The 25559-nt window shown below is 33.6% G+C and carries 27 protein-coding genes and 1 riboswitch; of the genes, 13 read left to right on the top strand and 14 right to left on the bottom strand.

All coding sequences use genetic code 11. The annotated features are described in order from the left end of the window. Nucleotides 1–211: 211 nt before the first annotated feature. Nucleotides 212–598 (top strand): DoxX family protein, encoded by a 387-nt coding sequence (locus P2W65_RS15595; protein WP_289658864.1) that lies wholly within the window; start codon nucleotides 212–214, stop codon nucleotides 596–598. Between the two features lie 171 nt (nucleotides 599–769). On the opposite strand, the gene P2W65_RS15600 is transcribed toward P2W65_RS15595, so the two are convergent. The 3 genes from P2W65_RS15600 to P2W65_RS15610 all read right to left on the bottom strand — a co-directional run bounded on the left by P2W65_RS15600 (nucleotide 770) and on the right by P2W65_RS15610 (nucleotide 3936). After that, nucleotides 770–1828, bottom strand: a complete 1059-nt coding sequence (locus P2W65_RS15600) for a BamA/TamA family outer membrane protein (protein ID WP_289658866.1) — start codon at nucleotides 1826–1828, stop codon at nucleotides 770–772. A gap of 122 nt (nucleotides 1829–1950) precedes the next feature. Continuing rightward, a complete protein-coding gene (locus P2W65_RS15605; RefSeq protein WP_289658868.1) occupies nucleotides 1951–3147 on the bottom strand; it encodes an FAD-dependent oxidoreductase in 1197 nt (398 codons plus the stop codon). A gap of 30 nt (nucleotides 3148–3177) precedes the next feature. Continuing rightward, the gene (locus P2W65_RS15610) at nucleotides 3178–3936 is read right to left on the bottom strand and encodes a helix-turn-helix domain-containing protein (RefSeq protein WP_289658870.1); all 759 of its coding nucleotides are present in this window, start codon (nucleotides 3934–3936) and stop codon (nucleotides 3178–3180) included. 330 nt (nucleotides 3937–4266) lie between these two features. Here P2W65_RS15610 and P2W65_RS15615 point away from each other — a divergent pair, with 330 nt between their 5' ends. After that, the gene (locus P2W65_RS15615; RefSeq protein ID WP_179003511.1) at nucleotides 4267–4809 is read left to right on the top strand and encodes a hypothetical protein; all 543 of its coding nucleotides are present in this window, start codon (nucleotides 4267–4269) and stop codon (nucleotides 4807–4809) included. A gap of 47 nt (nucleotides 4810–4856) precedes the next feature. Here P2W65_RS15615 and P2W65_RS15620 read toward each other — a convergent pair whose 3' ends face one another. The 3 genes from P2W65_RS15620 to P2W65_RS15630 all read right to left on the bottom strand — a co-directional run bounded on the left by P2W65_RS15620 (nucleotide 4857) and on the right by P2W65_RS15630 (nucleotide 6735). Beyond that, nucleotides 4857–5321, bottom strand: a complete 465-nt coding sequence (locus P2W65_RS15620) for a transposase (RefSeq protein ID WP_434783340.1) — start codon at nucleotides 5319–5321, stop codon at nucleotides 4857–4859. A 135-nt stretch (nucleotides 5322–5456) separates the two neighbouring features. Beyond that, the gene (locus tag P2W65_RS15625) at nucleotides 5457–5834 is read right to left on the bottom strand and encodes a hypothetical protein (RefSeq protein ID WP_179003513.1); all 378 of its coding nucleotides are present in this window, start codon (nucleotides 5832–5834) and stop codon (nucleotides 5457–5459) included. Nucleotides 5835–6102: 268 nt separating this feature from the next. Next, nucleotides 6103–6735: an NAD(P)H-dependent oxidoreductase gene (locus P2W65_RS15630; protein ID WP_289658874.1), complete on the bottom strand. Its 633-nt coding sequence runs from the start codon at nucleotides 6733–6735 to the stop codon at nucleotides 6103–6105. Nucleotides 6736–6844: 109 nt separating this feature from the next. On the opposite strand from P2W65_RS15630, the gene P2W65_RS15635 reads away from it, so the two are divergent. Further along, entirely contained in the window at nucleotides 6845–7201 is a 357-nt protein-coding gene (locus P2W65_RS15635) for a winged helix-turn-helix transcriptional regulator (RefSeq protein WP_167365435.1), read from the top strand. 154 nt (nucleotides 7202–7355) lie between these two features. On the opposite strand, the gene P2W65_RS15640 is transcribed toward P2W65_RS15635, so the two are convergent. From P2W65_RS15640 to P2W65_RS15650, 3 genes are all read right to left on the bottom strand, one after another. Continuing rightward, nucleotides 7356–7829, bottom strand: a complete 474-nt coding sequence (locus P2W65_RS15640; protein ID WP_179003516.1) for a MarR family winged helix-turn-helix transcriptional regulator — start codon at nucleotides 7827–7829, stop codon at nucleotides 7356–7358. Next, nucleotides 7826–8317 (bottom strand): GNAT family N-acetyltransferase, encoded by a 492-nt coding sequence (locus tag P2W65_RS15645; RefSeq protein ID WP_179003517.1) that lies wholly within the window; start codon nucleotides 8315–8317, stop codon nucleotides 7826–7828. The genes P2W65_RS15640 and P2W65_RS15645 overlap by 4 nt, the downstream gene beginning before the upstream one ends. 212 nt (nucleotides 8318–8529) lie before the next feature. Further along, complete coding sequence (locus P2W65_RS15650) at nucleotides 8530–9123, bottom strand: hypothetical protein (RefSeq protein ID WP_179003518.1); 594 nt, start codon at nucleotides 9121–9123, stop codon at nucleotides 8530–8532. A gap of 219 nt (nucleotides 9124–9342) precedes the next feature. Between P2W65_RS15650 and P2W65_RS15655 the strand changes: the two genes are divergently transcribed. Beyond that, nucleotides 9343–10236, top strand: coding sequence for a YybH family protein (locus P2W65_RS15655; protein WP_289658879.1), 894 nt, complete (start codon nucleotides 9343–9345; stop codon nucleotides 10234–10236). A 31-nt stretch (nucleotides 10237–10267) separates the two neighbouring features. On the opposite strand, the gene P2W65_RS15660 is transcribed toward P2W65_RS15655, so the two are convergent. The 3 genes from P2W65_RS15660 to P2W65_RS15670 all read right to left on the bottom strand — a co-directional run bounded on the left by P2W65_RS15660 (nucleotide 10268) and on the right by P2W65_RS15670 (nucleotide 11672). Further along, nucleotides 10268–10687: an arsenate reductase ArsC gene (locus P2W65_RS15660; RefSeq protein ID WP_289658881.1), complete on the bottom strand. Its 420-nt coding sequence runs from the start codon at nucleotides 10685–10687 to the stop codon at nucleotides 10268–10270. 132 nt (nucleotides 10688–10819) lie between these two features. Further along, nucleotides 10820–11290 carry a DUF6428 family protein gene (locus P2W65_RS15665; protein ID WP_289658884.1) on the bottom strand — a complete coding sequence of 157 codons (471 nt, stop codon included), beginning with the start codon at nucleotides 11288–11290 and terminating at the stop codon, nucleotides 10820–10822. Nucleotides 11291–11345: 55 nt separating this feature from the next. Then, nucleotides 11346–11672: an ArsR/SmtB family transcription factor gene (locus P2W65_RS15670; RefSeq protein ID WP_289658886.1), complete on the bottom strand. Its 327-nt coding sequence runs from the start codon at nucleotides 11670–11672 to the stop codon at nucleotides 11346–11348. Between the two features lie 214 nt (nucleotides 11673–11886). On the opposite strand from P2W65_RS15670, the gene P2W65_RS15675 reads away from it, so the two are divergent. From P2W65_RS15675 to P2W65_RS15710, 8 genes are all read left to right on the top strand, one after another. Then, the gene (locus tag P2W65_RS15675) at nucleotides 11887–13179 is read left to right on the top strand and encodes a thioredoxin-like domain-containing protein (protein ID WP_289658888.1); all 1293 of its coding nucleotides are present in this window, start codon (nucleotides 11887–11889) and stop codon (nucleotides 13177–13179) included. Nucleotides 13180–13267: 88 nt separating this feature from the next. Further along, nucleotides 13268–13470: riboswitch (cobalamin riboswitch) on the top strand. A gap of 109 nt (nucleotides 13471–13579) precedes the next feature. Beyond that, on the top strand, nucleotides 13580–15628 hold the full coding sequence (locus P2W65_RS15680) for a TonB-dependent receptor (protein ID WP_434783341.1): 2049 nt from the start codon (nucleotides 13580–13582) through the stop codon (nucleotides 15626–15628). After that, complete coding sequence (locus P2W65_RS15685) at nucleotides 15625–16770, top strand: YncE family protein (RefSeq protein ID WP_179003525.1); 1146 nt, start codon at nucleotides 15625–15627, stop codon at nucleotides 16768–16770. Before P2W65_RS15680 ends, P2W65_RS15685 begins: the two co-directional genes overlap by 4 nt. 4 nt (nucleotides 16771–16774) lie before the next feature. Beyond that, nucleotides 16775–18058, top strand: coding sequence for a cell surface protein (locus P2W65_RS15690; RefSeq protein WP_289658893.1), 1284 nt, complete (start codon nucleotides 16775–16777; stop codon nucleotides 18056–18058). Between the two features lie 38 nt (nucleotides 18059–18096). Continuing rightward, nucleotides 18097–19335 carry a PKD domain-containing protein gene (locus tag P2W65_RS15695; protein ID WP_289658895.1) on the top strand — a complete coding sequence of 413 codons (1239 nt, stop codon included), beginning with the start codon at nucleotides 18097–18099 and terminating at the stop codon, nucleotides 19333–19335. A gap of 4 nt (nucleotides 19336–19339) precedes the next feature. Then, nucleotides 19340–20554, top strand: a complete 1215-nt coding sequence (locus tag P2W65_RS15700) for a hypothetical protein (RefSeq protein ID WP_289658897.1) — start codon at nucleotides 19340–19342, stop codon at nucleotides 20552–20554. Nucleotides 20555–20585: 31 nt separating this feature from the next. Further along, nucleotides 20586–21533 carry a DUF4465 domain-containing protein gene (locus tag P2W65_RS15705; RefSeq protein WP_289658899.1) on the top strand — a complete coding sequence of 316 codons (948 nt, stop codon included), beginning with the start codon at nucleotides 20586–20588 and terminating at the stop codon, nucleotides 21531–21533. 96 nt (nucleotides 21534–21629) lie between these two features. Continuing rightward, nucleotides 21630–22268: an NAD(P)H-binding protein gene (locus P2W65_RS15710; RefSeq protein WP_289658901.1), complete on the top strand. Its 639-nt coding sequence runs from the start codon at nucleotides 21630–21632 to the stop codon at nucleotides 22266–22268. On the opposite strand, the gene P2W65_RS15715 is transcribed toward P2W65_RS15710, so the two are convergent. Both P2W65_RS15715 and P2W65_RS15720 read right to left on the bottom strand, forming a co-directional pair. Beyond that, nucleotides 22255–22620, bottom strand: a complete 366-nt coding sequence (locus P2W65_RS15715; RefSeq protein ID WP_289658903.1) for a carboxypeptidase-like regulatory domain-containing protein — start codon at nucleotides 22618–22620, stop codon at nucleotides 22255–22257. The genes P2W65_RS15710 and P2W65_RS15715 overlap by 14 nt on opposite strands. A gap of 2 nt (nucleotides 22621–22622) precedes the next feature. Further along, nucleotides 22623–23183, bottom strand: coding sequence for a hypothetical protein (locus tag P2W65_RS15720; protein WP_289658905.1), 561 nt, complete (start codon nucleotides 23181–23183; stop codon nucleotides 22623–22625). 358 nt (nucleotides 23184–23541) lie between these two features. Here P2W65_RS15720 and P2W65_RS15725 point away from each other — a divergent pair, with 358 nt between their 5' ends. Then, nucleotides 23542–25527: a GAF domain-containing hybrid sensor histidine kinase/response regulator gene (locus P2W65_RS15725; protein ID WP_289658907.1), complete on the top strand. Its 1986-nt coding sequence runs from the start codon at nucleotides 23542–23544 to the stop codon at nucleotides 25525–25527. The last annotated feature ends 32 nt before the right edge of the window (nucleotides 25528–25559 follow it).

Genomic DNA, 25559 nt, shown 5'->3' on the forward strand with positions numbered 1-25559 from the left:
CATATTATAAAATGAAACAAGAAAACACATATTGAAACAACTTAAAAGTAAAAAATATCTCACTTTTTAGCTTTTTATGCTGCATTGGTCGACTTTATGTGAATATCTGTTTAAACTAGCTTGAAATTAAATAGTTACAGCAATATATTATTTTGTAGTTTAGTATCATCACAAAACCTAATTAGTATATTAATTTAAAAACTAGATTGTTATGATTTCAAAAAACACAGATTTTGGATTGTTAGTATTGCGTATTAGTATTGGAGGCTTAATGCTTTTTCATGGTGTATCAAAAATTTTACATGGTATTTCATTTTTGGTAGAGAATATGGGAACATTTGCTTATGCCGTTTATATTGGAGAAGTTTTAGCTCCATTAGCCATTTTATTTGGGTGGCGAACTAGAATTGCATCGGTCATTTTAGCAATCAATTGTATTGTGGCCATTGCTGTAGCGCATTCAAAAGATATTTTTTCAATTGGAGAACAAGGCGGTTATGCTAACGAATTAATAACACTCTATCTTTTAGGTGCCATAGCATTGTTTTTTACAGGCGCTGGAAAATATGCAATTTCAAATAATAATAAATGGGATTGATTCTAATATGAAATCAAACAAAAAAGCTCTAAATTTTTCGATTTAGAGCTTTTTTTAATAATAATGAAGTTTTACGTGATAGATTCTCTGTGTTTTATTACAAGTGAAATGCCTGTCTAGACAAAGCAAAACTATGTTTCTATGTGTTTAAAAAAAACAAAAGTATTAAAACTAAAATGCTTCGCCGATTCTAAAATAAACACCCCAGTCACCTTTACCAACCGCGCCATCCAATCCCACATTAAACTTTGACTTTTTAAAAGGATTATAACGATATCCAACACCAGCTCCGGGATACAGTTTCCAGTCAAAGTTTGGAGTATCAGAACCGTAGATTGTGGCAAGACCTGCAAAACCAACCAATCCCATTTTACCAAAATTATAACGATATTCTCCCTGAATATCCATTAAACCAGCTCCTCTGTATTTTCCCTCAGAATAACCTCGAATATCGACACCGCCAATGGTACTCTGCTGTTCAAAAGCCACATTTCCAAGTCCGAATTTTCCATAAAAACGAGCGGCAATAACATCTTTTCCGTCTCTAGTGGGGAAATATTTGTTGGCCTGAAAAGCAATCCGGTTAGAAGCTAGTTCGTTATCTAAAAAACTCGGATAAGTCGACCAATCCAATTTGATTTTATATCCTTTTGTTGGATAATATACAGCATCTCTTGTGTCATACAAAAGATTTATAACCAAAGCATTACTGTGTGAGACAGAAGAAGGAGAAATATTGTCCTCATAAGTGGTATTATAATGAGCATAAGTATAAGACAAACCGCCATAGAATTTACCAAAAATTTTACGCTGTGCGCCAATGCTTAAAATAGTGGTTTTTGTGCCGTAATCATAAAAATCGGGCTGATCGATATCATCAACAAAAAATTGTGAATTCTGATTCCCATTAAAAAAGAAGAATTTTAGCCGCCATTTATCTTCATTCAGATACCATTTATTAAAGAAAGCCAAAACATAAGACTTGTTTGTGGTATAAATAGCCGACATTCCAGACAATGATTTAGGAGAAATACTGTCGCTTTGATTGACTTTGTACATCATCATCGGAATAGCGCCAAACATAAAGTCAAGATTTCTATTGTAGCTCAAATAAGGCATTACTCTTAATTCTATTTTCTTTTCTTTTTTCGGAATGGAATCATTTGTTTTTTGTCCAAAAGAAAAAGTAACAAAAACTGTAAAAAAGAGTAAGAGTAGAAAATGCCTCATAGTATGTTTTTTTGAATGAAACGTTATATTTTGGCTTGTATATTCTTAAAAATCTGTCTTTGTGATACTTGTAAATTTAATTAAAATAAAGATAAGTTATTGAAAATAAACGCATTTTAGTTTTAAATGTTCTTTTTGAAGATAGAAACCAATCTTTCCAGTGCTTGTTCATTGTGCAATTGCTCGCTGTTTTCCAAAGTATCTTTTGTTGCTTTTGAAGCTCTTTCCAGCATTCGTTTTTCGAAAATGGAAATAGCAGTTTCAATAGAATTAAATTGATTATTGGTTAAAAAATCTGCCAATTCGAGAGCATCAAGCATAGCTAGATTGGCGCCTTTACCCGCAAAAGGTGGCATTCTATGTGCGGCGTCCCCAATTATGGTTAAGTTAGTTTGAGTTTCCAAGGTCTGATTCAATGGAAAATAATATTGCGGACGCGGTATAAAATACAGCTCTTCAGCTTGTAATAATTCATGCCATTCTGCACTCCAGTCTTTGTAGACTTTCTTAAACCATTCAAAAACAGCTTCATTATTTTTAAAATCTAAATTTCCTTTCCAAAGCCAACTCTCAGGGATTTTACTACTCAGTAGAAACATCAGGGAACCATCTCCTTTTGTACCGTACATTAAGGTTTGCTCGTGTCCAAAAGCAAGAACTTTTCCTCCTCTTGAGAATTCAAACAGCTTTGGTGCGTTTTCTTTGGCATTATAAATAGTGCCTTCAATTAAAGTAATTCCAGAATAAATTGGTTTTTCTGTACTTATATAAGGACGAATTTTAGAATTTGCTCCATCAGCTCCAATTACTAAATCGGCATAAGCAGTAGAACCGTTTTTAAAATGTAATTTCCAGCCTTCGTTTTCCTTTTCCATAAAATCGAACTGACTGTTCCAAACTATTGTTTCAGACAAAAGTGAGTTGAGAAGTATATTTCTTAGTTCAAAACGATCAATTTCTGGGCGTGGTTTTGAAATTGCGTCAAGCGAATTTATCTCAGTATCAAGATTTTTCTGTACTTCCTTTTTTTGCACAGAATGTTCATCAAACTTAAGCTGAAAATCTTTTGATACAATTCGGGCTTTACTAGCATTTGGACGAACATTTGCATAAAATTCATCAAGTAAATCGGCTTGAATTATGGCTTTCAAACCTGAATCTTCATGCAAATCAAGTGGAGAACCTTGTACGCGAACTTCTTTATTCAAATCTCTTTCGTAAACCTTTACATTGCTATTTTGCATTTGTAAAAGCCGGGCTAAAGTCAAACCGCCCATTCCGCCGCCAATAACAGCGACTTGTTTATTTTGTAAAAGCATAGTTTTTGGTTTTAAATCTATGCCACAAAATTATTTTGATGAAAGAGCTGATAATAGTATAAATCGGTCATTTTTGTTTTGAAACAATTCTTTTGGAAGCGAACCAGATATTTTCTTAATTTCTTTAATAAAATGAGTCTGATCTGAAAAGTTTTCTTCGGGAAATAATTTTCCTTTTGCTATATGCTCCAATGAAGCGCGAAAACGAAGAATCGAACAAAATCCTTTTAAAGAAATCCCAAAATACTGATTAAAATAACGATTGATCTGTCGGCTGCTCCAGTTGGATTGTTCTGCTAAATCTTTTACTGTCATAGCTCCGTTACTTTCATAGATGAGGTTGAAGAGCTTTTGTTTTCGGCTGTCCATTTCCTTTACTATTAAAGACTCTAATTTTTGAGAAGCTTTTTCACAAAACAATTCAAAGTTTTCTAAGTCCTTTTCTTTAAAACCCCAAAAATCATCTCCAAGTATTTTTGCATCATTTAGGAGAGTCGCAATAGGTTCATGAAAAATATATTCGACAGCTGGAAGTTTAAAACTAATAACAAAAGTCAGACTGTTGGCTGGAATTTTTCCTTTTTCATATTGATGTGTTCCTAAGCCTAAAAGTGTAATGCGAAAAGGTTCTTCAGAAGATTGAAATAAAGACAAATCAATTCTTCCATCTGGAAGACCGATTGTTTCTATAGTCTGTTCCGATTTATTATACATACACCAAAAACTATCGACAAATGCTGCAAGATTTTGCGGAGGAGGAATGGATTTGTATTCTAAATCATGGTGCATTGATATAAAGAAAGGATTTTTGAAGTTTAATTTTAAGCTAATTTATAGAAATTGTTAATCATTTTTCTGAAAACGTACAGGTTTCGATAGCTTATAGGAGCATTTTATCGCTATATAATTTAGCTATGAAAAACTTAACATTGGGTAACTAATTGTTATTTAGTTGTTTATGATTGTTTTTGTAGTTGAGTGAAAAACTTAACATTGGCGAATGTGTTTTTCGGTCTATCTTTGTTTATTATTTTTTGATGTTAATTTAATGATTTAATAACATTAAAAATTAGTTTATTACAAAGTAAATTTAATCAATTTCTTAAAATTAACAGAATAATGGCAAAAGAAGTGCTTACTAATGAAGTCGATCAAGAGGTGGAAGTTGCTCCGGTGATCCCTACTGAGGAAAACGAGCAGATTGATGCTCCGGCTTCAGAAACAGAATCAGTTGTGACTGATACTCCAGAATCAAAACCAAAACCAAAAAGAGCTCCAAGAAAAACAGTCGAAAAAGAGGCTGTTGTTATTGAAGAACAAGAAAAAACAGAAGAAGTTGAAGAGATTGTTTCGTCTGAAATCGAAGAAGAAACAGTGGAAGAGGATAAAGAGGAATCTAAAAAGAAAAGTAAAAAGATGAAAGAAAAAGAGAAAAAACAGGTAGCTGAGAAAAAAGAAAAATTGAAAAAGAAAAAAGCTGCTGTAGCTAAGAGAAAAGAAAAAGCGAAAGATAAAAAGAAGGAAAAAGCTAAAAAAGCAAAACTTAAAGCAAAAGCTAAAAAGAAAGACAAAGCTAAAAAAGCAAAAGATAAAGCAAAAGCGAAAAAGATTGCTAAGAAAAAAGCGAAAAGAACTAAAGCTAAAAAGAATAAGAAAAAATAGTTTACAATTAAATAGGATAGCAAAACTATTTAGATCAAAAAGTGCCTCTAATTGGAGGCACTTTTTGTTTTTTTCTTTAACATCAGTGTGTCTATTTTTTGAAGAAATTCAGGATCAAACTGAGAATAGGCTCTTAATCTGTATTTTTCATCCCTAATTTTCATGACCAAACGTATTTTTTGCACCATTAGCCAGATGGGTTCATATCTTTTGTGTCCTAATAAATATTGAATTTTAAGAATCGACATTTTTCGATGTGATAAAGTCATTAATTCTATGCAAATCATCCAATATCGAATGGGTAGATTTGAATTTTCCATTACGGTTCCAGATCGTAAACTAATACGATTACGGCATTTACGGCACTGAAATTTTAAATCATTTTGTCTAAAGGAATGCGAATCATGACCACATTTATTGCAAATGATGCCATTTTGCATGCGTTGGTTTTTAAGCTCTTCAATACAAGTAGCTTCGTCGTGATATTTTTCGAAATACGCGCGTAATTCCATTTAAGTGATTTGGGGATCCTTTACTTGTCGAAAGTATAAAATATTTTAAAGAAAAGAAAAGGCACTTGTATAAAAATAAAAAAGGAATATTCAATTTGAATATTCCTTCTTATTTGGGTAATAAAAATACGGGTACTACAGTTTTGTTGCGATTTCTTTTTTGTATTTATTTAAAATCGATTTTGTCATACCTAAATTAGCTTTAGTTGAATCTACAGCTAAATAAATAAAGTATTGTTGATTGTCAGAAACGTCAATAATGTGAATCTGTGAAGTCAGCGTAATCATAACATTGTCAACGACCTGACCTTGTAAATTAAGAGCCTTAATAGCGTTCATTTTTGCTTTAACCACTTCAAGGTTATAAGCTGATGCTAATTCAGGATCAAAATCTGCAACAACAGACTGAGAGTAGTATGACATACCGCTTGCGATTTCAGCTACAGATACAGCGATAAAACCTGGGACGTTTTTTTTTAGGTCTTCACCAAATTGAGTTAAAAAATCAGACATAGTGCTAGAAATTTAATGTGTTGTAATTAGAATGAATTGTTTTGGACTTGACAAAATTAGTTATACAATATTATTTAATTATCCGTTTTCTGTACCTTTTTTAGATAAGCATTAAAAATTAACAAAGTCTAATTTGGATTGTATTTCCTGATTTTTTGAATTTGTTTTTAATTAAGAGTTCAGAATGAAATATTTAAAAGAAAAATGCTCCTGAAAAAGCATATTCAGCAATTTCAGAAGCATTTTTAACAAAGTGAAAAAATAATTTTTACTTGATTTCTGTGATAAATTCTTCTTGCGGTGTTCTTACTTTTTTCAAGTTTACCAACCAATCGCCAGCTTCGTCTCTATAACCAAGCGGAAGAATCAAAACACTTTTAAGTCCTTGTTCATTTAATCCTAAAAGTTTATCTACTTCAGCAGGAATAAAACCTTCCATTGGCGTAGCATCTACTTTTTGTTCAGCAGCGGCAGCAACAGCTGTTCCAAGTGAAATATAAGCTTGCCTAGCTGCGTGGTTGGCATGCCATTCCTGACCAAGAGGTTCGTACATTCCCCAAAGTCTTTGTTTGTATTCATCCATTGCGCTTGCCGGAATACCTCTTTCTGCAGTTGTTCTTTCAAATACAGCAGAAATTCTTTCTAAACTGTAACCATCCCAAGCAGCCCAAATCAAAACGTGAGAAGCATCAGTAACTTGACTTTGGTCAAAACTTACCGCTCTAATTTTTTCTTTTAAATCTTGATTTGTAATAACAAAAATCTTATAAGGCTGTAATCCAGATGAAGATGGAGCTAGTTTTGCTGCTTCCAAAATATAATCTACTTTTTCCTGCGGAACCACTTGTCCGTTCATTTTTTTTGTAGCGTAACGCCAATTTAATGCTTCTATTAAGGCCATTTTTTTTCTAGTGTTTAAAATAATAATTCAAATGTAAAAACTTTAAGTGTATTTTTGTCATCCAATTACCAAAAGTAACTGTAACATCGAGGTAACTAACAGATACAGTATGATAAAAGAGGCATTACACGATAAAAATACTTGCAATCAAAGATTATTGGCAGTTCAGGATGCTATGGACGTGCTAAACGGAAGATGGAAAATTGCCATAATCGCATCATTATGTTTCAACACTTTAAGATTCACTGATCTTTTACGCGAAGTAGAAGGAATTTCAGGTAAAATGCTGAGCAGAGAATTAAAGAATCTTGAAGAAAACCAATTGGTTACGAGAACTGTTTTAAATACGCAGCCTATTACCGTAGAATATGAACTTACGCCATACGGACATACCTTAAAAGAAGTGATTGATTCTCTGGCGAAATGGGGAACAAACCACCGAAAAAAGATTACTGGAAGAGAGTAAATTGAAAAAAAGTTTTTAATTTGATTTTAATATACACAGCTAGATTTTAAAATCTCATTTTATCTGTTAATCTGCTATCCCGATAGCTATCGGGAGCGTGAAAAAAATTTTCCCGCAGATTTGGCTGATTCGGCGGATATTTTAAAAGCTAAACTTAGCCTTTCAATTCTAAGGCCCTTTGAAAAAATCCCTGACGAGTTAGGTTTTCTTCGGCCTCTTCAATTGCTTTTAAAAGATTGTTTTGCGTGTTTGTAATTTCGTTTAAGGCTTTCGACATAATTTCCCAGACAGGTTGCATTTTTTCTACCAGTTCTTTTCCTTTTGTTGTCAGTACAATAAGTCTTTTTCGTTCGTCAAGTTTATCCTTTTTAGAACTGATGATTTTTTGCTTTTCTAATTCTTTTAGCAAACTAATGGTAGATGGGTGACTGTAACCAATTTCATTGGCAATTTCGACCACACCCAGCATTTCTTTTACATGCAGTGTATAAATTACAGGAAACCATTTTGGTTCAAAATCAATATTGTTATAAGCATAAATCTGTGCGCCGTCTTTGCGCAATTGTTCACTCAAACGCTGCAATCGGGTAGATATGGCAAGTATGCCTATTTCATCAATTATATTCATTTTGTTGGTTTTAAAGTCAATTGGCAGAATACATTATCAGGTTTCATTAATGGAAAATCAGACGGAAGCGCTTCTTTTGGAATAGTAATAAAATTATTTTTTTCGTAAAAACGTAATGCCGCCTGTAATATGGTTACAGTTCCTAAATATAGATTTTTAATTCCGTTTTCTTCACTGTAATTAATTAGTTGTTCCAATAACTGCTGTGCAATATTGAATTCTTTTCCTCTATATTCTTTCTTTACAAACATTTTTCTAATAGCTCCAGCTTCAGGATTAAATTTTACTAAAGCAATAGTTCCCACTAATTTATCATTGATAAATGCACCAAGAAAAATACCGCCTGGCTTAAAATAGAAATTCTCAATATCCAATAAATCGGGTTGATCTTCTAAAGTCACAGGAACATTAAATTCTTTTTGCTGAATGTTTAAGATTAAATCTACAATCTCTTTTTCGTACTCGTTTTGTATAGGTTGAATTTGCATTTTATTTCTAATAATTAAATATGAGTACAAAACTACGTAGTTAACTACATATACACAAACAAAAAACTGCTGAAGACAGCAGTTTTAAGTGTTTTTTATGATTTTTAGAATGATTGATTAAATTGAAAGGACGCACAACTATGTGTTTTGTTGAAAGTGAAACGCCTTTTAAAAGCTATGAAAATCTATGCTTCTATGTGTTTAAAAAAAGATTATTCTTTAACCAAAACAATAACAGCCTTATAACCCGTTCCAACATTCCATTCGCTTGACGAAATAACATTTCCTTTGTCATCATAAACCTTAAATTCGGCTGTGTTTGGAGAAGCAAAACCTTCGTTTAACGCTTCAATATCAATCTTGTTGATTCCTTTTTCGAGATTTATTTTCACGCTTTTAAAGTCACCAGTTAGAAAAACTTCAGGTTCAATTACTTTATCATTTAAATATACTTTTACTTTATCGCCATCAACAAAAGCAGCATCACGATACATAATAGTAGAAGTAACCGCAGTAGTGTTGAAGTTTCCTAAAAACTGGTTTCTTCTGTAAAAAATGCCTTCAACATTTGCTTCCTGTTTGTATCTATTGGTGTCTTTAAAAAGATCATCCGGATTCACCTGCAACGGTACTGGTTTTTCTACAGGTGCCGGCGGATTTTCTTTCGGAGCTGTTTCTTTAGGTGGCACAACTTCTTTTTTTTCAGCATCTTTTGGTGGAATGGCTTTGAATTTATTGTTTAATTCCTGAGCGTAAATCTGCGCTGAGAAACAAGTAATGGCAGTTATCAAAAATATTTTTTTCATGTTTTATATTATTAATCTAGGGATATTGATTTTTAAAAAGATTAGACTTATTCGATCTTTATATATAAACATTTTATAAAAGCAATTATTGCCTTCTTAAGTATTTTTTGTCTAAAAATTAACGTATTTGATTGGTTTTTGTAAATTGATTTTTTGTTTTTAAAATAATGATTTTCAATGTTTTATATTTATATTTGAATAGATAAAAAACAAATTGTTATGAAATTGAGTGTTACCTTTTTTCTTCTGGCAATTGGCATGTTTGCTCAGGAAAGCAGAATCAATACTAATCTTCGTAAAAAGATTGAAGATTATAATACTTCTTTTGCCGCTTCTTTCATTAACGGAAAAACAGAAGATTTGTTAAAAGCATATACAGACGAATCGATTTTGATGCCGGAACACAGCAGGCAGAGAATCGGTAAAAAAGAGATTGTCGATTTCTATAAACAATGGAAAACCCAAGCCGTTATTACTTCCTATCAAAAAGAAATTATTGACCTGCAAGATTTTGGAAATTACATTCTTGAAATTGGAACTTTTAATGAAGACCTCAATGTTAAAGAACAAGAGCCTTATAACTATTCTGGAAAATATATGGTTTTGTGGAAGAAATCTTCCATGACAATTGCTTCGGAAATATGGGGATCCAACACTTATTTTGACGATAAACTGATTCCGGAAATTGATGATAGTGCCGTTTCTCCAACTCAGGAAGATACGGCTTCGGATAAGCTTACACTGGAAGTAAAAGAACGAAATAATAAGATTAAAGAATTGGTTCAAAAAAGGCTAGGAGAGGAGCATGCTAAAATGTTCCTGCCAAATGCGATGTATTTAACGTATTATACGCCAATCCTTTCAGGAGAAAAAGAGATAACGCCTTATTTTACAGAACATGAAAAGCCTGGAACTTTAGTCATTGAACAGATTTCAATTAAAACATCAGGAATTATTTTTGCACAAAAAGCAATTGTAGAATTCGGTTTTTACAGCGTAGATTGGAAAGATGGTGACAGCAAAGGCAACGTAAAAGGAAAAAGCGTGAATGTCTGGCAAAAGAATGATAGTGGAGAATTAATGCTTTTTAGACAAATGGTAAATCATGATTAAAGTAAACCACTCTTGCAAGAGTGGTTTTATTTTACTTTAAATTATTGTCAACAAAAGTCTTGCAATATTCTTTTATAAGATTTCTCACGTTTCTAAATTGTTCTTTTATTTCAGAATCTGTTCCTGTTGCTTTGGTAGGATCGGGAAAATTGTAATGAAATTTTTGTGCCTTAGTTGGAAAAAACGGACATCTTTCTTTGGCATTGTCACAAACAGTAATAACATAATCAAAATCAATATTATAGTATTCGTCAATGTTATTTGAAGTGTGATTCGAAATGTCAATTCCATCTTCTTTCATAATAGAAATGGCTTTCGGATTTACGCCGTGTGTTTCTACGCCAGCGCTGTAAACCAACGCTTTATTGCCTGCAAAATCCCTCATATAGCCTTCTGCAATCTGGCTTCTGCAACTATTTCCGGTACACAATATTAGTATTTTCTTTTCCATAATTTAAACGAACAGCCAAATGATATTGATGATGCAGAATTTTGGATCGAATCCAAAAATAAGCTGTAACAACATAACAGAGCTGGTAATAATAATTGGTTTTTTATATTGAATAATTTTGGCTTTCATTGCTTAACAGCATCCTGAATCTGGCGTACAACAAGAAGCGTTATCCTGTAATCCTCTTAGGGCTATTTTTTGTTTTTCAGCTGGAATCCCGCACGAATCCTGAGCTAAACAAGCTGTTGTTTTGTTTTTAAGAACAAAGTTTTTTCCGTTAAAATCCAAATCATATTTCCCGATGGTTTGGTTTTGGTATTCTACTTCAATTTCAAGATTTTTAATACCCAGTTTATCTTCAGAAAGCTGAATAATATGCAATAATTTGTTTGGTTTTAAGCGATGTTCAAAATCGTCAGCATTCCAAAGCTGAAAATTTACAACTTCTTCATTTCTAATGACACCACCGCAATCAATAAAATTTTTAGTAATCATTCCGACTTCCGTTACATGGAAATGTTCGGGAACAAAAGTTCCGTTTTCCAATTGAAATTCAACATTTTCTAATGTGGGTAAAATTTCTTTAATTTCTGATAGTTTCATATTATTTATATTTGTTAATTGCAATATTACGATATATGTTTTCAAAAAAAATGCCTTAACAGCATTCTGATTTTGAAAGAGTTTGAGTGATGTTTAAAAAATAAGCATTTAGAATTTCTATTGCTTTTTCATCAATACAGTAACATATAGAGTTTCCTGAGATGTTGCCTTTGATGATTCCGGCATTTTTAAGTTCTTTTAAATGTTGAGAAACGGTTGGCTGTGCTAGTGGAAGCTCATTTACAATATCACCGCAAATGCATTCATTTACTTTAAGTAAGTATTCTAAAATAGCAATCCTTGCAGGATGTCCCAATGCTTTTGCAATAGTTGCAATTTGGTTTTGTGCATCAGTAAAATGTTCTGTTTTAGTTGCTCCCATTTTTTTTATAAATTTAATATTGCAATATTACGATATAAAGATTTGACGGCAAAAGAAATTCTGATTTTTTTTATATTTCAATTATTTTTAGCTTAAAAGTAATTAAGAATATTCTTATCAATTAGAGTGAAGTATTTATATTTACTTAAGATTTTAAATACTTGACCACAAAAGTTTTAAAATAAACTAACTAACCAAACCAACACAAAACAAGATGTCTAAACTAAAAAATGCTCTTTTATTTTTACTGATTTCTATAGCTTCATTTGCACAGCAGATTACCATTAAATATGTCGGAAATAAAGAAACTGTTATAAATCTAACCTCACAGTCAAGAGAAAATATTTATGACCGCGCAGTTCTGAATACAAACAATCGGGAGTTAAAAGTGGATAATAATTCGACTATATCTTGTAACGACATAAATAGAGCAACTTCTATCTATGCTCTGCCAAATGAAACCATAGAATTTGATCTCGACGATAAAGGATTGATTCATTATTATTGTAATGAAAATCCAATCCGTAAATCTGAATCGGAATTTTTAAATGAATCTTTTACAAAATACGGTTCAACTAAAAATCTTCCAAGTTACAATCAATTAAAAATTATTATGGCATCTGCCAAACTCAATTCTTATTTTGATAAAGATTACATTAAGCAGAAAGAGTTATTAGAAACGTATTATAAAGAGAATAAACTTTCGAAAGAGTTTTACGAATATTTTACTACTATGTATTGGAGTTTGACTTTATACAATGCTCTAGAAGCTCAACCTTTAAATCCAACCACATTTACCGCAATAGAAGAGAGTTTTGATCAGGCTGATGTTTTGCTTGATGTGCAGGCTTACAGAGAACTTGTTGAGAATTATGTCAAAAAACGAATGAACTTTTTAGGTTTAAAAAAGACTCTTCCTAATGTATTGAACTTTATTTCTGTAAATTTTAAAAATCAGGCTATTATTGATTATTTATTGTACATCAATATGTATTATCCTGTAAACAATAGAGACCAAAAAGTTGTTTTTGATGCAAAAGCACTCGAAATATTTAGAAACAACTGTAAAAATCAAGCTTTTATTTCCAATATAGAAGAGGAGTTAAAACCAACTGCAACACCTTTATTTTTAAAAGATATAGTGAAAAAACACGAAGGAAAATTGGTTTTGATCGATTTCTGGGCTTCATGGTGTATGCCTTGCCGAGAGGAACTTCCGAGTGAAAAGAAACTGATGGAAAAGTATAAAGACGTAGCTTTTGTATTTATTTCTATTGATAAAAGTGCAACGTCATGGAAAAAAGCAATGTTACAGCACAAAGATATTTTGAATACGGAAAACAGTCTTCTTATTGCAAAATCTGAAAAAGATGAATTGCTGAAACAAATAAATGTAACTACAATTCCACGTTACGTATTACTGGGGAAAGATGGGAAAATTATTCATAAAGACGCGCCAAGACCTTCTACGCCTGAAATTGAAACTTTGATTGAGAAGTATTTATGATGTTATAAAGTCTTTCTCATTCGTACCGATAAACTTTTTATTTTGTAAAAAAGTTCTTTCGAATTTGCAGACCCATTATATGCGCCCTATATTTGCGTCTGATTTTGGTCTGTTTTTTCATCAGAAAAAATAGTTAAAAGGGAATCAGGTGCAAATCCTGAACAGACCCGCTACTGTAAGTTCTACATAAAGTCTTTGAACATTACTAATGCCATTGTCCCGTCTTGCGGGGTGAGAAGGCCGTTTAAAGAAAGAATAAGTCAGGAGACCTGCCACGATCACATAGTTTAAAACTTTCGTGGTATGAAGTTGATGACAAAGATAATGACTAGCTGTTTTACAGCGGGGTCAATTCTACGTTTGTATAAGCATCACAGAAAGTTGATTTAATTCAATTGTGATGTATAATTTGAAAAAAACTTTACTTACCGTTTTTATTTTAGGTCTTCCTTTTTGGCTTCATGCACAAACGGAGAAAGATAGTTCGCGTGTTTTAAAAGAAGTTATTTTAAAAGGAAAACCATATCAGGAAGTGATTCCTGTGCAAAGTCTCTCGGGCGTTCTGCTCGAAAAAATGGCGAGTCATAATGTGGCCGATGCGCTTCGTTATTTTGCCGGAACTCAAATTAAAGATTATGGCGGAGTTGGCGGACTAAAAACTGTTGATGTCCGCAATATGGGAACACATCATGTTGGTGTTTTTTACGACGGAATCCAGCTTGGAAATGCCCAAAACGGTGTTACAGATCTCGGAAAATATTCTCTTGACGATATGGAATCGCTTACCATGTATAATGGACAAAAAAGTGAAATTTTCCAGTCGGCTAAGGATTTTGCTTCGGCTTCAGCCATTTATTTAAAAACGAAACGTCCTGTTTTTGTTGGCGATAAAAAGACAAATTTATTGGTTCGGTATAAAACGATGTCCATCAATTATCATGATCCGAGTTTTAGATGGGAGCAGAAACTGAGCGACAAAGTCAGTATGAGTGTCAGTTCAGAATACATTAAATCTAACGGGCAGTATAAATTTAGATATAAAAGAAAAAATCTGGACGGAACTACTGCTTATGATACCACAGCCACGAGATGGAACAGCGATATTGAAGCGTTCCGATTTGAATCGGGTCTTTACGGAAAAATAAACAAAGGTTCCTGGGATGCCAAAGTGTATTATTATGATTCTGAAAGAGGTGCGCCCGGAGCTATTGTAGAAAACAAATTCAGAGACGGATTCCGACAGTTTGATAAGAATTTTTTCGGACAGGCTTTTTTAACGAAAGACGTTTCAGAAAAGTATAAATTTCAATTAAAAGGAAAATTTGCTTACGATTACACGCATTACATTGCAAGAGATACAACCAATGTTTTAGGCGAAACCGTAACGGAAGGCGTTCAGTCTGATGACAGCTATTACCAGCAGGAAACTTATTTTTCGGCAGTCAATATGTACAGCATTTTACCTACTTGGGATGTTTCACTTTCAACCGATTTTCAATACAATAAATTAAACGCAACGAGAAGAGGAATCCAGACACAGTTTTCTTTTCCAACACGTTATACCGCATTGGTTTCTTTGGCAACTTCCTATCGATACGAAGGTTTTAAAGTTTTAGGAAATGTCTTGGCCACAAGAGTAATTGAAGAAGTAAAATACAACACCAAAGCACCCAATAAAACCGAATTTACTCCTGCATTATTCCTCGGTTATACTCCTTTCAAAAAATACGATTTTAATCTGAGAGCGTTTGCCAAACGTATTTTCAGAATGCCCACCTTTAATGATTTGTATTACACCATGGTCGGTTCAAGCACTTTGCGACCAGAATATATGAATCAGTATGATGTTGGTTTTACCTATAATTTTCCTGTAAAAGAAAGTTTTCTGGATAAGTTTTCCATTCAGGCAGATGTTTATTATACCTATACGAAAGACAAAATTGTAGCCGCGCCGACAGGAAATCTATTCCGCTGGATGATGACGAATATTGGTCAGGTAAAAGGAAAGGGAATTGAAACCGTTGTGAATTTGGGAACGCATATTCACAAAGTAAATCTGGATGCCAATTTGACTTATACCTATTCTCAAAGTCAGGATTTTACCAAAGTTTCTGGTTTGCAAATGTCTTCTTATGGCGATCAGATTCCGTACACGCCTTGGCACAGCGGTTCAGGAATTTTAAATGCGGGTTATGAATCCTGGAATTTCAATTACAGTTTTATATACGTTGGAAAACGCTACAACGGAAACGTCAACAATATCAAAGTAAACGAAGTACAGCCTTGGTACACACATGATATGGCCGTTCAAAAATCTTTCCTCCTCAATAAATACAAATTAAATGCTACGGTAGAAGTCAATAATGCATTCAATCAGCAATACGAAGTGATTTACAATTATCCAATGCCGGGCAGAACGTTCAAATTTATAATTGGTTTTGAGTTATGAAAAAGGGTTTTATAAAAATAATAATTAGCTTATTTACAGCTATAGTATTGGTTTCCTGCAGGGAAGATGAAACAATATTTCTGTCTTCAGATACGAATGTTGCCGTGCCTACAAATGACGGCAATATTGAAGGTTTTTATCTGCTGAATGAAGGCAATATGGGAATGAACCGAGCGAGTATTGATGTTTTCAATTACAGAACAGGAAATTATACCACTGATGTTTATTCCGAAAGAAATCCTTCAGTTGTAAAAGAATTGGGCGATGTTGGAAACGATATTCAAATCTATGGTAATAAGGTTTATGCCGTTATAAATGTCTCCAACAAAGTAGAAGTTTTAGAAAAATGGACGGCAAAACGAATCAAGAAAATTGATATTCCAAATTGTCGTTATGTGACTTTTTACAAAGACAAGGCTTATGTAAGTTCCTATTCTGGGCCAGTTGCTATTAATCCGAATGCTGAAATTGGTTTTGTTGCCGAAATCGATACGACTTCTTTAGAAATAAAAAGAAAAGTGACAGTTGGTTATCAGCCAGAACAAATGGTCGTGCATAACGGAAAATTATATGTAGCGAATTCAGGCGGTTATCGTGTTCCAAATTACGATCGAACGGTTTCGGTTATTGATTTAGAGACTTTCACAGAAATTAAAAAAATAGATGTTGGCATTAATCTCTACAGCATGGAGATTGACAGCCGTGGCGATATTTATGTGAGTTCACGAGGCGATTACTACAATACACAACCCAACCTTTTTGTGATTGATACCAAAACAGACGAGAAGAAAATGCAACTCGATATTCCGGCTTTAGGAATGTGTCTGGTTGATGATCTACTTTATTATTACAGTGTTTCTTGGAGTTATCTCACGAACAGCAACAAGATTACGTATGGAATTTTGGATACCAAAACCAAAAAGATAATCAGCGATAAAATCATTACGGACGGAACCGACAAAAAAATCATGATTCCGTATGGACTTCAGGTCAATCCCGAAACCAAAGAAATTTATATAACCGATGCCCAAAATTATGTGGTAACGGGTTATATCTATTGTTTTACACCAGACGGCCGATTAAAATGGAAAACTACAGCGGGAAATATTCCTGCGCATATTGCTTTTATAACCAAAAAATAAAGATATGAATCAGAGATTTTTAAAGTATTGTCGATTAATAGTATTGGCTTTTGTTGCGTTGCTATTTTTAAACTGTTCAGGCGGAGATAATGACAATCCGGATTCTGGCGGAGAATCGGTAACGAACGAATTTAAAACCACGCGTTTTTCAATTATTAGTTTGAGTGCTAAAACAAATGTGAGCGCTGATGCCCTTTACAATTGGACAGTTGAAAGTGTTTCTTCAGAGAATTATTCTTTGGTCAACACCACTTCAAAAGAAGCTTTGTTTGCCTCAACTGCTGAAGGAACGTATGAATTTAAAGTTGTTATTACAGATAAAGGAACAACTCAGACTCAAAAAGTGATGGTAATTGTCACGGCTGAAACGAAAGAATTAAAAACATTTATTTCGAAAGTGTTCGAATTTAAACCTGCGCCAGGGCAATTTGTAAATGATCTTCCTGTGGCCAATGACGGCGACACGGCTGATAGAGTTTTAACAAGAGCCAATTCGTATTTGGCAAAGAAAAACGGCGATCTTATTTCGCTTGGTGCTTTTGGCGGTTATGTGGTTTTTGGTTTTGACCACAGTATTGTAAACCTAAAGGGAAAACGTGATTTTAGGGTTTTAGGTAATGCTTTTTGGGCAGAAGCCAATCCGAATCAGAATGCGGAATTACGCGGCGGAAGCAGTGAAGCGGGAGTTATCATGGTTTCTTATGATAAAAATAAAAATGGACTTCCGGATGACGAATGGTACGAAATTGAAGGTGCCGGCCATAAAATGGAAAAAACAATCCGCAACTACGAAATAACGTATTACAGGCCAGATCCTAATAAAATTCCAGTTCCGGGCGGTGGAACAGGAACGGTAACTTTTACCGATTTGGAATACATCTACTGGAAAGACAATCAGGGAAAAGACGGTTATCTGGCACAGAATAATGCTTACAATCATTCCTTGGAATATTGGCCGAAATGGCTGAAAGATCAGGCTTCTATTACTTTCAAAGGTACAAGATTGCCAGATAATGCTGTTGATGAAAGCGGTAACGGAAGTTATTATGTTCAATATGCCTTTTTATACGGTTATGCAGACAATGCTCCCAATAATGATGACGATTCGGCAATCGACATTGATTGGGCAATTGACAGCAGTGGTAAAAAAGTACAGCTTCCGGCCATAGATTTTGTAAAAGTGTACAATGGACTTAATCAGCAGGCGGGCTGGCTTGGAGAAACTTCAACCGAAATTATGGGAGCAACTGATCTGCATCTTTCAGGAGAAAATATTCCAACGAGATAATTTTAACTAGTATCAAATCAATTTATTATAATCATTTTATGAAAAAAAAAGTTACCCAATTTTTATTGCTGGGATTTGCATTCGCCTTTATTGGATGCAGCAGTGATGATAAAGATGAAAACGCTAATGTGATCGACATTACGCTTCAAGAAAAATATGAAACGCCAACCTTTACGGTTTTAGATATTACAGCTTCGGATGCTGGAGCCACTGCTAAATACGAGTGGATTATGACTAAAAATCCAGTAAACCAAGTAACAGATTCAATTGTTGGAGATACAAAAGATTTAAGGTTTACAGCCATTTATGCAGGTTCTTATGAATTTACATTGAACGTAACAGCAGATAATAAAAAAGGAAGTAAAAGTACAATTGTAACAGTTGTCAACGAAGCTTCAAATTTCAATCCGTACATCACTAAAATTTTTGATTTTGATCCCGCTCCTGGAATGCTTGCCAACGATATTTACAAAGATGGTAATTCTAAAGAAGATGTAATGAAAACAGCTTTAGGAAGAATCAACGAAACCAATGTAGGCTATTTATTAGACTTAGGCGGTTTTGGAGGTTCTATCGTTGTTGGGTTTGATCATACAGTTGTGAATGTTCCAGGAACAAGTGATTTTAGAGTGTATGGGGGAGATGTTACAAATCCGACAGTTGCAAAAGCCAATCCGCCTGCACCAGGATTGATTTATGTAGCTTATGACAAAAATAAAAACGGAAAACCAGATGCAGACGAATGGTATGAAATTATCGGAAGTCAGAATGCTAAATCAACTACCGTTAAAAACTTCAAAGTTACTTATAACAAAAAAGCGGCTGGAGAACCTTTGGTTACTTCAAGTGCTCTTTGGACAGATTACGAACATGTTTATTGTGAAAACAGTAAAGGAGACAAGTATTATCTGGAAAGACCAAGAGGTAAAAAAGAATTTTATCCGTTATGGGCAACGCAGACTTCAGTAAGTTATGAAGGATTAAAACTCGATGTAGATTTTAAAACAGCACGCGCAGGCCAAACAACATTATGGTATTCAACACCTCCAGAATGGGGTTATGTAAATGCTGTAAATCCAGATATCGATATTGACTGGGCGGTAGATAAAAACGGAAACAAGGCCAATCTCCCAGGAATCGATTTTATAAAAGTAGTCAACTGTGTAAGCGAACCAATGGGGCGCTGTCTGCAGCAATCTTCTATGGCAACTGTATTTGCAGGTGCCGCAGATCTTCATATAGTAAAAAAATACAATTTAAAACAAGCTAATAAGTAAGACCATGAAAAAGTATTTAAAGTATAGTTTAGTGCTAATCACTCTTGTTAGCTTTTATGCTTGCAGTAACGACGATTCAAAACAGGAAGAAATTGTAGCACCAGTTAAAGATCCTTCGATTACTATAAAGCTAGCATCAGATTTTGCAGTGCCACAATATAATGTTGTAGAAATAGCACCGGAAGTAACATTAGAAAATGCAGAAGGAAAAACTCCAGCTTATCAATGGTCTGTAAAAGTTACAAGTAAAGATGGTGCTGTTAAAGATTCAATCATCGGCGAAAGCAAAAACTTATTATTTATTACGCCAAAAGCAGCAGATTATGTTATAGGTTATAAAGTAACAGTAGATAAAATTGTAAAAGAAGCCTCTGCTAAAGTTACGGTTTCTGAAACCGGAAAAACGTATACTGCTAAGGCTTTAAAACTTATCGATTATTTGCCTGCACCAAATTACGCAATGGAAAGTTATGCAACAAAAGAAGAATCTTTGCAGGCAGTACAAACAAGTTTAAACGAAGAAAGTTCAGTTTATTTAGGAACATTTGGCGGATATATTGTAACCGCTTTTGACCATACAGTTGTGAATGCGTATGGCCAACGTGATTTTATTGTTCAAATGGAAATGGGAAGTGCTACTGTTAAATATTCTCCAGTAAGTATTGCCGTGGCTTATGATGCCAATAAAAATGGGAAACCTGATGAAAATGAATGGTATGAAATCGCAGGAAGTGAGTACTATAAATCAACAACAGTTAAAAACTACGAACTAACGTATAAGAAACCGAATGCAACCGCAACTCCAGTAACGGGAACATTAAGCTGGCAGTACGATACTGCTTATCTTCCTTGGACTGATAATAAAAATGCTTCAGGTAACATTACAAGAACCAATACTAGAAGAAGAAGTAATTACTATCCGGCATGGGTTGGGGATTCTTATACTTTAAAAGGAACAAAAGTTTTTATACCAACAAAAGATGTAAGCGATGGATCGGGTACAAGTTACAACGTTGGCACTTTTGACTGGGGTTATGGCGGTATTAAAGATCCTTCAATTGATATTTCTTGGGCAGTGGATAAAGAGGGCAAAAAAGTGCATTTACCGGGAGTTGATTTTGTAAAAGTGTATGTGCCAACATTTACTGCTTTAGGATCCAGCGATTTGTTGATGAGCATTTTTAAAGAAGTTTCGGATTTAAATTTTCCGAAGAAATAAAATGGAATATTAACCCTAAATTTTATAAATAATGAAAAAAGTAGTTTATTTTTTGACCTTAGGTCTAGTGCTTGGATTTTCATCTTGTAGTAGTGATGAGGATGTTTTAAGCAGTGAAAGCGCTAATTCTGTAGTAAATTCTACATCGAAAACAGCAAGAACAGCGGTTACAGATCCTGCAATTGGAACCACAACAACGCTTAACCTAACAAGCGCTTTATTAAGCAGCGGTATTACCACGACAGGAGGAAAGTACTGGGAAAATACCTATGTGGCTAACACCAATTTAAGTGTAGATATTTTTACATTTTCTCACACTGGTACATCGGCTGGTTACAATTACTGGGACGGATTTATTGTGTCTAACGTAAATGATATTACCAATTACGGTTCTGGTGCAGGCCCAGGCGGATCTGACGGATGGGTGCCTCATCAATGGGGGACTATGGCAGGAAGTGGTTTTGGAACTTCGACTACAATTACGCCTGGAACACCTGGAACATCTGGCGATCCATATATTGTGGCTTATTGGTCAAGTTATTTAGATCCTGTTTCTCCACAAGGAACAACTTTTAGCGAATCTAGTTTTTCTAACTGGATTAAAGTTGGAAACACTGGAATTTATGAAGTGCTTGGATTAAAAATCAACATGCATCCTTGGCCATATTATGGTTGTTTGAGTGGAGACGGGTTTGCACGAGCTTTTTCTTCAGGAGATCATTTTGAATTGCTGATTTATGGTGTTGATGAAAACGGAACTATTTCAAGTCCGATAACACAGTCTCTGGCAGATTATACAGGTTCATCTTTAGTTATGCCGACTGGATGGATAAATGTGGCGGCAACTAATCTTCAAGCTTTAGGAGATGTTCAGTACTTGGTTTTCCAAATGGCTTCAACAGATGCAGACCCACTTTATGGAATGAATACAGCAGCTTATTTCTGTTTAGACAAACTTTCTGTTAAGAGAGTTGATTAAATAAAATAGAAGCTAATTTTTAAAGAAACCCCTTTGCAAATTTTGTAAAGGGGTTTTTGATTAAATGAGTATATTTACTTGTAAAACAATTGAATTATGAAAGCATTGGTAATTGGAGCCACTGGTTCTACAGGAAAAGAATTGGTTGATAAACTTTTAGAAGATCAAGATTATACTTCGGTTGCTGTTTTTGTGAGACGTCCTTTTGGAAAATCCCATCCAAAGCTTACCGAACATATTGTGGATTTTTCAGATGTAAATTCGTTTCAGGATTTAATTAAGGGAGATGTGCTTTTTTCCTGCATTGGAACAACCTTAAAAGATGCAGGTTCTAAAGAAAAACAATGGAAAATCGATTATGATATTCCAGCCGATTTTTCTGAAATTGCTGTTAAGAATCAAGTCAAATCTCTTGTTTTAGTTTCTTCTTACGGCGCTTCAGCTAAAAGCAATGTTTTTTATTCTAAAATGAAAGGAGAACTAGAAGAATATATTAAAAAACTTAATTTTCCTCAATATATTATTTTCAGACCAGGGCCGTTAATTCGTAAAAATACAGATCGTTGGGGCGAAAAAATTTCTATTAGAATTATTAAAGTCTTCAACGCAATTGGACTTTTTAAAAATTTGAAACCCATTTCAACAGAATTTTTAGCTGGGAAATTGGCAAAAGCTCCAAAAGTAATTTCATCAGGAACGACAACTTTGGAATTGAAACAGATTATTGAACTTTGATTTTTTGCGTTTTCTTTTTTCTGAGATCTGGTGTATAAGGCAATTCATCGAGAAGTTTTGTAGGATCAATTTCTAAAACAACGTTTATTTCTTCTTTATCAGCAGCGACTTTTTGAGTTTTAAAGCCAACATAACTAAATATTAGATTACTATTTGGATTAATTTTTACAGTGTAATTTCCATCGAAATCTGTTGTTGAAGTGGTTTTGGTCTTAACTCCTTGAATAAGAATATTGGCATAGGGAATAGGAGTTCCAGTAGAGTCCGTAACTGTTCCGCAGATTATTTTTTGTTGTGTAAAGGACAATTGCCAAAACAGTAAAAAGAACAATATAATACTCCAATTTTTCATCTTTAAGATTTGTTTTTAATATAATCGTTTAGATAAAGTGCAATATGATTAAGATACTCTTTTTCAACATTCAGCATTAAAAAAACTTGAGGCTCTTTTAAACTTGTTTCCAAACATAATTCGGCTGTATTAAAAACTCCTTTAGGAATTACTACATTTTTTAAATCATCTCGATCTAAAGATTCAAATTCGTTAGAAGTATAAAAACGGTAAAGGTTTAAAAGTTTGAGTTTTCCAAAATATTTCTGTCTTTTAAAAAGTATTTCATCTTTGTAAACTATTAATATAGGGAATTTTAAGATGTTTTGTCGGAGATAAAAAGAAGAGTATACCAAAAAAGCGCCTAAAGCAAATACTAAAGTAAAAAGATTAATCCTGAAAGCAAATAGCAATCCAATCAGGGCTTTTATACTGATTATCATTACGAGAATTCCAAAGATTAAGACTCTTTTAGAAATTTTTCTAATTGTTTTGGGATCAGAACCAAATATTTTTTCTGCATTTCGATAGGTTTCTTTTATTTTCGGATCTATTTCAAATTGGTAATTGGGGTTAAAATTCATAGCAGATTTGGTTTTTATTTTTTTTGGAAATTGCAGCTAATATAAAAACAATCCCAATATTTTTGTTAAAAGCGATAATAAATGAAATTGGAAATCAAAAAAGCGTCTCTTTAAAATAAGAAACTGCTTTTTCTTTATAAATCGAAAAACAAACTATTTTTTATCTTCAGATATAATTAAAGTCGATGGAATATTAGTTAACCAAGGACTTTTGGTATTCCTCTTTGAAACAAAAAAGGGCAATCCAAACTGTAATACTTAAGTCACATTTGTCATAATTCTGCAATAAACTCACTGCAAAACAAGTGTTTTCACTTAAATTGATTTACCTTTGCCTGCTTTTCCTACTGTAATAAAAATGAATAACGATTACCCAATCCCAGATAACGAATTACAACGTTTAGCTGCTTTAAAACGTTACAATATACTTGACACACTTCCTGATCACGCTTTTGACGATGCTACAAAATTAGTTTCTTATATCTGCGGTGTTCCTATTGCGCACATCTCATTTATAGATGAAAACCGACAATGGTTTAAATCTGAAATTGGAATTGGAGTTTCTGAAGTTCCAAGAGAAATAACTTTTTGTAATTACACCATTTTAGACACTAAAATTGTAGAAATAAACGATACTCATTTAAGTGAAAGGTTCAAAAATGATCCTAATGTTACGGGTGGTTTTAATGTTAGATTCTACGCCGGTGTGCCTATTACAACACCAGACGGCTATAATATTGGAACTTTATGCGCTGTCGATCATGTAGTAAAAGAATTGAATGAAAACCAGCGTAATGCACTTTCTATTGTAGCCAAGCACGTTATGGCGCAATTAGAAATTGGTACAAAAAATATTCAATTAGATGCACAGAGAAAAATTGCAGAAAAAGCAGTTCTGGCAAGAGATAGTTTTTTGGCTAATATGAGCCACGAAATTAGAACGCCTTTAAACTCAATCATTGGTTTTACTGATCTTTTGGCACAGACTGAATTAGATGAAGTGCAGCGCGATTATATTGAAAGTGTTCAGATTGCGGGAGAAAACCTATTGCTGATTGTAAATGACATTCTGGATCTTTCCAAAATAGAATCAGGAAATTTAGCGATTGAATCAGAACCATTTAATTTAAAAAAGACATTAAAGCACGTTTACAATCTGTTAAAGGTAAAAGCGCAGAAAGAAGTCGATTTTAATCTCTTTTTAGATGCCGAAATGCCGGATAATGTAGTGGGAGATCAAGGAAGATTGAATCAGATATTGGTTAATTTGATTGGAAATTCTTTGAAATTTACAAATGAAGGAGAAGTAACGGTTTCGGTAAAGAAACTGGAGGAAACAGAAGATAATTACACACTTAAATTTTCTGTAAAAGACACGGGAATTGGAATCCACGAAGATAAATTAACTACTATTTTTGAAAGATTTACGCAAGGCGAAGAAAGTACTACCCGTACTTACGGAGGCACTGGATTGGGACTTAATATTGTAAAAGAATTGATAGAGTTACAGCATGGCGAAATTCATGTAAAAAGTACCCCAAACCGCGGATCTGAATTCTTTTTTATCATCTCGTATAAAAAAGGAAATCCTACTCAGCCTGCCGTTAAATCTATGTCAATAAATAATTTAGGAAGACTTAAAATATTGCTTTGCGAGGACAATGCCTTAAATCAGAAATTAGCAAAAAGCGTTATCAATAACTTCGGATTTGATTTGGATATTGCCCAAAATGGGGAAGAAGGTATTGAACTTTTATCTCAGAATAAATATGATTTGGTTTTGATGGATTTGCAGATGCCTGTCAAAGATGGTTATCAAACCACAGAATACATTCGAAACGAGATGAATTCAACCATCCCAATTATCGCAATGACAGCGCATTCTTTGGTAGGAGAACAGGAACGCTGCTATAAAGTTGGAATGAATGCTTATGTGCCAAAACCTTTTAAGCAGGCGGTTCTTTTGAAAGCGATAAAAACAGTTATGAATCCGAATTTTGAGCTTACGCCGAAACGTATTATAGATCTATCTTTCTTAGATGAAATGGCGTGTGGCGATCTTGAATTTAAGAAAGAAATGATTAATCTTTTCATAGAAAAAATTCCAAGTCAGACAGAACAGTTAGAAGAAGCCTTCCATAAAGAAGATCACGATACGGTAAAAATGTTGTCGCATAATATGAAATCGAGTTTAGATATTTTTATGCTTGAAGATCTAAGTAATTGTGCCGCTATTATTGAAGAAGAAGCTACAGCACGAGAATTTACTACTGAAACTTTAGATAAAATGAATGTACTGCATTGTGGAATCACTGAAGTCGTTAAAATTCTAAAGGAGCTATGATAAAAGAGAAATAAGCCCTAGCTTTACAAATA

This window comes from Flavobacterium panacagri, from assembly GCF_030378165.1.
Classification (GTDB): domain Bacteria; phylum Bacteroidota; class Bacteroidia; order Flavobacteriales; family Flavobacteriaceae; genus Flavobacterium; species Flavobacterium panacagri.